Origin of the sequence: Geodermatophilus maliterrae (assembly GCF_041018925.1) — a bacterium.
GTDB classification, from domain to species: Bacteria; Actinomycetota; Actinomycetes; order Mycobacteriales; family Geodermatophilaceae; genus Geodermatophilus; species Geodermatophilus maliterrae.
Genome location: NZ_JBFNXQ010000027.1, coordinates 46,586 through 53,139, shown reverse-complemented (window position 1 = coordinate 53,139; position 6,554 = coordinate 46,586). Strand labels below are relative to the sequence as shown.

The window sequence follows — 6,554 nt, the reverse complement described above, 5'->3', positions numbered from 1 at the left end:
GGGACGGCGGCGGGAGCACCCAGCGCGGGGCTCGCGGCCATGGCCGCCGGTGCCAGCAGCTCGCGCTTGCGCAGGACGTAGGGCGAGTAGGGGAAGCCCTCGCCGTTGAGCTCCTCGACCGAGGGGCCGCGGCCCGGCAGACCGAGTGCGGTCAGCGCGGCGCGGACGTCGGCCGTGGTCCACAGCCGCGGGTTGTCCACGCCGGCGTAGCGGGCCGCGCGGGCGATGCCCAGCAGCAGCGAGCGGGGCTCCAGCAGCGCCACCTGGTCACCCTCGCCGAGGTCGCCGTCGGCCGGCACCAGTCCGGTGAGGTCGCCGACGAGGACGGTGAGCCGGGCGATCCGGCCCGGCTCCAGACCGGCGCGGCGCAGCCGGACGGCGGCGTCCATGCCGGCGCGCATCAGCCCGTCGAGCGGTGAGGACCCGCCCCCGGCCAGCTGGAGCACCTCGCCGGGGCCGGCGCCGGGGCCGATGGTCCAGGAGCCCTCGGGGGCGGCGGTGACCACGCCGCTCTGGCGCACCACCTCGACGATGCGCACGACGGCCAGGCCCTCGGGGACGAAGAGGACGGCGTCGGAGACCCGCCGCTCCATCGGCCCGTCGACGACGGGGATCGACGCGACGACGGCGCCGCGGACGGTGCCGCCGCGGTCCCATCGGGTCAGCTCGGCGAAGAGCGCGCGCTCCCCTGCCGTCTGCAGCGGCACCGGGGTCAGGGCCAGCACGTCGTCCTCCGGAACGGGTCGGGTGCGGTGGGCAGGCGCCGGGGGCGCGCAGGGGCGGTCGTCGGACCCGCGGGGCACGCCGGGGCGGCCGCGCCCGACGCTACGTCATGTGACGGGGCGGTCCGGCTCCTCAACGCGACGACGCGCCGCCACCGGGGGGCGCGGCGGCGAGGACGTCGGCGGAGCGGCCCGGCTCGACGGGACGACGCCAGGCGTCGAACGAGGAGCTGCGGGCGACCAGGTCCACCGCCGTCCACAGGGCGGTGAAGCCGACGAGGACGAGGCCGATGGACCACCAGGAGAAGTCCCAGGGCGGCAGCAGGCCGGCGGCGTCCTGCACCCCGGCGGCGGCGTAGACCGCGGCCACGGTGGCGGGCGCGGCCGTCCAGCCGGGCAGCCGGTGGGTGACCGCCAGGTCGACGCACACCGCGCCGACCAGCAGCACGAACGGCAGCACCGACGGCGGGAAGTCCAGCGCGACCAGGCCGAGCCACACCACGGCCCGGTAGGCGAGGTAGGTGCCGACGACGACCGACGCCGCCCACCGCAGGCCGACGACCTTCCGCGCGACGACCAGGGACAGCAGGCCGGCGCAGACGAGCCACGCCGGGTGCACCCAGGAGGGCACCGGGAGCATGAACATCGTGGGGGTCTGCCCCTGCGCGGCGGCGAAGTCGAGCAGCTGCGGCTCGGCCGTCGTCGCTCCGGCCTCGTAGGCGCGCAGCGACAGCACGCCGTACTCCTGGTGCTGGTCGGGGAAGACCACGTTCTCGACGAAGAACAGCCACAGCCCCAGCGCGACCAGGTCGCGGGTGCGGCCCGGGGCGGCGTAGAGCCACCAGCCGCGGATCGCCCCGGCGAGCATGATCGCCGTCCCGATGTAGAGCAGCGCGTGGCTGGGGCTCCAGCTGGTGATGTCCAGCCCGTTGATCCGGTGGTTGAGGATGTCGATCGGGATGGCGATCAGGAAGGTGCCGATCCCCCACTGCATGAGGTGCAGCGCCCGCCGGTCGACGCCGTGGCCGCTGTAGCTGTGGAACACCACCAGCGCGACGACGACGGCCGTCCCCGCCGAGTTGAGCAGGTGCGGGGGCGCCAGGTCGTCGCGCAGCCACCGGAAGTGCCAGGAGACGTCCCACGACGAGCCCAGCATCTTGAGCAGGAAGGCCCCGAGCCAGGCGGTGTAGATCCAGCGCAGCTCGGCCTGGCCGGTCGGCCGGCCGGGGTGACCCGGCGTCATGTAGGCCAGCCAGAGCCAGCGGAGCAGCGCGACGGGGTGCCGGAGCCCGGCGGCCAGCGAGCCCGGCGCCGGGGGCACCGCTCGGGCAGGCGCGGCGGAGGCGGCGGGGTGGGGCACGGGGGGACTCCAGGGGTGCGGGACGGGAGAGGCCGAGCCTAACGGCGGGAGGAGCCGATTCCGACCCTTGAGTGGCGCCGGTGTGGCTGCTGCGGTACGAGGCGGACACGCGTGGCGGCCGGGACGAACGGGACTCCGCGACGGGCGCGACGTAGGGTCGGGCGTCGTGGCGGACACCGGCGGGCACCTGGTCTGGATCGACTGCGAGATGACCGGGCTGGACCTCGTGAGGGACAAGCTGATCGAGGTCGCCGTGGTCGTGACCGACTCCGAGCTGCGGGTGCTCGACCCGGGCCTGGACCTGGTGATCTCGGCCGAGGACGCCGACCTCGAGGGCATGGCCGACGTCGTCGTCGAGATGCACGCGAAGTCCGGGCTGACCGATGCGGTGCGCGCCTCGACGCTCACCGTCGCCGAGGCCGAGCAGCAGGTGCTCGCCTACGTCAAGCGGTGGGTGCCCGAGCGGCGCACCGCTCCGCTGTGCGGCAACTCGATCGCCACCGACCGCGGCTTCCTCGCCCGGGACATGCCCGAGCTCGACGACCACCTGCACTACCGGATGGTCGACGTCAGCTCGGTGAAGGAGCTGGCCCGCCGCTGGTTCCCGCGGGTCTACTTCGCCCAGCCGCCGAAGGGCCTGGCGCACCGGGCGCTGGCCGACATCGTCGAGAGCATCCGCGAGCTGGCCTACTACCGGCGGACGCTGTTCGTCGACGCGCCCGGGCCCTCGACGTCGCAGGCGCAGCGCGCCGCCGGAGAGGTCTCGACGTCCTTCGCCGACGTCCTCGCCGCCGCCGACGCCAGCGCCCCGGACGAGGCGGCGGACGGCACACCCCCGGCGGCGTCGGGGAGCTGACCGGCTCGGGTATCGTTCTCGCTGCTCCCCGGCGCCGCAGGCCCCGGGAAGTGCACGCGGTGGGTGTAGCTCAGCTGGTAGAGCACCAGGTTGTGATCCTGGGTGTCGCGGGTTCGAGCCCCGTCACTCACCCCACGGAGAGAGGCCCCGGTCGGTTCGCCCGACCGGGGCCTCTGCGTTCCACGCACCACCCAGGGAGATGGACCGATGACCACGACCGCCCCGACCCGCCCGGACGGCACGGGCCCGACGCCGGCCGACGTGGTCGCCGAGGCCGCGCGCCGGCGGACGTTCGCCGTCATCAGCCACCCCGACGCCGGCAAGTCGACGCTCACCGAGGCGCTGGCCCTGCACGCCCGGGTGATCGGCCAGGCCGGCGCGGTGCACGGCAAGGCCGGGCGGCGCGGCACGGTGTCGGACTGGATGGACATGGAGAAGGCCCGCGGGATCTCGATCACCTCGGCCGCGCTGCAGTTCTCCTACCGCGACACCGTGGTGAACCTCCTCGACACCCCCGGGCACGCCGACTTCTCCGAGGACACCTACCGGGTGCTCACCGCCGTCGACGCCGCGGTCATGCTCGTCGACGCCGCGAAGGGGCTCGAGACGCAGACGATGAAGCTGTTCGCCGTCTGCCGGCACCGCGGCATCCCGGTGGTCACCGTGGTCAACAAGTGGGACCGCCCCGGCAGGGACGCCCTGGCGCTGATGGACGAGGTCGCCGAGCGGACCGGGCTCACGCCGACACCGCTCACCTGGCCGGTGGGGATCGCGGGCGACTTCCGCGGCGTGCTCGACCGGCGCGACGGCGGCTACCGGCGGTACACCCGGACGGCGGGAGGTGCCACGGTCGCTCCCGAGGAGCTGCTCTCCCCCGCCGAGGCCGCCGCCCGCGAGCCCGACGCCTGGGCCCGGGCGTGCGAGGAGGCCGACCTGCTGGCCGCGACCTCGGGGGAGCACGACCAGGACCTGTTCCTCTCCGGTGTGACCACGCCGGTACTGTTCGCCTCGGCGATCTCCAACTTCGGCGTCGGCGCGCTGCTCGACGTCCTCGTCGACCTGGCCCCCGCACCGGCCGGCCGGCCCGACACCGACGGGACTCCCCGTCCGGTCGACGCGCCGTTCAGCGCGTTCGTCTTCAAGGTGCAGTCGGGCATGGACGCCGCCCACCGCGACCGGCTGGCCTACATCCGGATCTGCTCCGGGGTGTTCGAGCGCGGCATGGTGGTCACCCACGGGCCCACCGGCCGTCCGTTCGCGACGAAGTACGCCCAGCACGTCTTCGGGCGCGAGCGCGAGAGCATCGACGTCGCCTACCCCGGTGACGTCGTCGGGCTGGTCAACGCCTCGGCGCTGCACGTCGGCGACACGCTGTACGCCGGGCGCCCGGTCGCCTTCCCGCCGCTGACCACCTTCGCGCCCGAGCACTTCGCCGTCGTCCGGAGCCTCGAGACGGCCAAGCACAAGCAGTTCCGCCGCGGGATCGAGCAGCTGGAGTCCGAGGGCGTCGTGCAGGTGCTGCGCTCGGACCGGCGCGGCGAGCAGGCACCGGTCTTCGCCGTCGTGGGGCCGATGCAGTTCGAGGTGGCCACCCACCGCATGGAGCACGAGTTCCACGCCCCGGTGCGGCTCGAGCCGCTCCCCTACACCCTCGCGATGCGCACCGACGAGGCCTCGGTCGCGGGCATCACCGCCACCACCGGCACCGAGGTGGTGCAGCGCAGCGACGGCGAGCTCCTCGCGCTCTTCACCACCAAGTGGGTCATGGGCGTGGTGCGCAACGGCAAGCCCGGGCTGACCCTCGAGCCCCTGGTCGCCGCGCAGCTCGGCTGACGCCGCCCCACCGAACCCCGGTGTGACCTGGGTCGCGTCCGGCGACCGGATGTGTTCCGATGCAGCCGGGGATCGGACGAGCGCACCGGGGGCGCACGTGGACCGGAGTCAGGGCACCGTCGCGGTCATCGGAGCCGGGACCATCGGGCTGTCGTGGGCGGCGCTGTTCGCCGCGCACGGCCACAACGTGCGCGTGCAGGACCCGCGGCCCGGCACCGGCCCCGAGGTCGAGGCGGCGGTCCGCCACCACACCCGGCTGCAGCCGCAGGCCGGGGACCCGGCGGACCTGCTGGCGCGCATCGAGGTGGTCGGGGACGTCGAGGCCGCCGTCGCCGGCGCCGACGTCGTCCAGGAGAACGCCCCCGAGCGGCTGCCGCTCAAGCGGGAGCTGTTCGCCCGGATCGAGGCCGCCGCCCCCGAGCGGGCGCTGATCGCCTCGTCGACGTCGGCGCTCATGCCCAGCGACCTGGCACGGGAGATGCGCACCGCGGAGCGGCTGGTGGTCGGCCACCCGTTCAACCCGCCCGAGGTGCTGCCGCTGGTCGAGGTGGTGCCCGGCGAGCGGACCGCGCCGTGGGCGGTCGAGAGGGCGGTCGCCTTCTACCGCTCCGTCGGCAAGAAGCCCGTCGTCCTGCACAGGGAGATCGGCGGGTTCGTCGCCAACCGGCTGCAGTCGACGCTGTTCCGCGAGTGCGTGTGGCTGGTGTCCCAGGGCGTCGTCAGCGCCGCGGAGCTCGACGAGATCGTCACCGAGTCGATCGGCATCCGCTGGGCGACGGCCGGTCCGTTCGAGAGCTTCCACCTCGGCGGCGGGCCCGGCGGCATGCGGCACTTCCTCGAGCACCTCGGCCCGGGGATGGCGCGGCGCTGGAAGGTCGTCGAGCAGCCCGAGCTCGACGAGGCGACCGTCGAGCTGATCAGCAGCCAGGTGGAGGAGCGGTTCACCGGGCGCGGCTACGAGCAGCTGACCGACGACCGCGACCGAGCCCAGCTCGCGGTCATCGAGGCGCGCGACACCGCCCGGGGCGGGGAGGGCTGATGGACGTCGAGGAGGTCCGCCGGCAGTCGACGACGCCACTCGGCGCGCCCGCCTACCCAGCGGGGCGGTACCGCTTCACCGGCCGCGAGTACCTCAACATCCTGTACCGGACCGACGCCGAGGCGGTGCGGCGCGTGGTGCCCGAGCCGCTGACGGTCGCCGACCCGCTGGTCAAGTTCGAGGTCATGCGGATGCCCGACGTCACCGGCCTGGGGTCGTTCACCGAGTCCGGGCAGGTGCTGCAGGTCGAGTACGAGGGCGAGAGCGCCGACTACCTGCACGCCATGTACGTCGACAGCCTGGCCTCGATCGCCAGCGGCCGGGAGATCAGCGCCTTCCCGAAGAAGGCGGGCACGCCGAGCCTCTACGTCGACTCCGACACCCTCGTCGGCACCCTGGACTACGGGACGCTGCGGGTGGCCACCGCGACCATGGGCTACAAGCACGCGCCGATGAGCGACGAGGACGCGATCGCCGAGATCGGCCGGCCCACCTTCGGGCTGAAGGTGCTGCCCGGCTACGACCGGCGACCGCGGATCCTGGAACTGGTGCGCAGCCAGATCACCGACATCACCGTCCGCGGCGCCTGGACCGGGCCGGCGCGGCTGCAGCTGTTCGAGCACGCGCTCGCGCCGCTGGCAGACCTGCCGGTGCGGGAGGTCGTCTCGGCCAGCCACGTCCTGACCGACCTCACGCTGGGCCGGGCGAGCCTCGTCTTCGACTACCTGCAGGACTGACCGGACG

5 protein-coding genes, 1 tRNA gene and 1 pseudogene are annotated in these 6,554 nt (G+C 74.2%); 5 read left to right on the top strand and 2 right to left on the bottom strand.

Annotated features, from left to right (window positions below):
- Positions 1 to 725 (bottom strand): annotated as a pseudogene (locus ABQ292_RS10705) (hypothetical protein); the annotation flags it as partial.
- A 130-nt stretch (positions 726 to 855) separates the two neighbouring features.
- A complete protein-coding gene (locus tag ABQ292_RS10700) occupies positions 856 to 2,082 on the bottom strand; it encodes a hypothetical protein (protein ID WP_369206061.1) in 1,227 nt (408 codons plus the stop codon).
- Between the two features lie 166 nt (positions 2,083 to 2,248).
- Between ABQ292_RS10700 and orn the strand changes: the two genes are divergently transcribed.
- From orn to ABQ292_RS10675, 5 genes are all read left to right on the top strand, one after another.
- The gene (gene orn, locus ABQ292_RS10695; protein WP_369206060.1) at positions 2,249 to 2,938 is read left to right on the top strand and encodes an oligoribonuclease; all 690 of its coding nucleotides are present in this window, start codon (positions 2,249 to 2,251) and stop codon (positions 2,936 to 2,938) included.
- Positions 2,939 to 2,997: 59 nt separating this feature from the next.
- Positions 2,998 to 3,073: transfer RNA gene (locus ABQ292_RS10690), tRNA-His, on the top strand.
- Positions 3,074 to 3,145: 72 nt separating this feature from the next.
- Complete coding sequence (locus ABQ292_RS10685; protein WP_369206058.1) at positions 3,146 to 4,771, top strand: peptide chain release factor 3; 1,626 nt, start codon at positions 3,146 to 3,148, stop codon at positions 4,769 to 4,771.
- A 97-nt stretch (positions 4,772 to 4,868) separates the two neighbouring features.
- Positions 4,869 to 5,810: a 3-hydroxyacyl-CoA dehydrogenase NAD-binding domain-containing protein gene (locus tag ABQ292_RS10680; protein ID WP_369206056.1), complete on the top strand. Its 942-nt coding sequence runs from the start codon at positions 4,869 to 4,871 to the stop codon at positions 5,808 to 5,810.
- The gene (locus tag ABQ292_RS10675; protein WP_369206053.1) at positions 5,810 to 6,547 is read left to right on the top strand and encodes an acetoacetate decarboxylase; all 738 of its coding nucleotides are present in this window, start codon (positions 5,810 to 5,812) and stop codon (positions 6,545 to 6,547) included. The genes ABQ292_RS10680 and ABQ292_RS10675 overlap by 1 nt, the downstream gene beginning before the upstream one ends.
- The last annotated feature ends 7 nt before the right edge of the window (positions 6,548 to 6,554 follow it).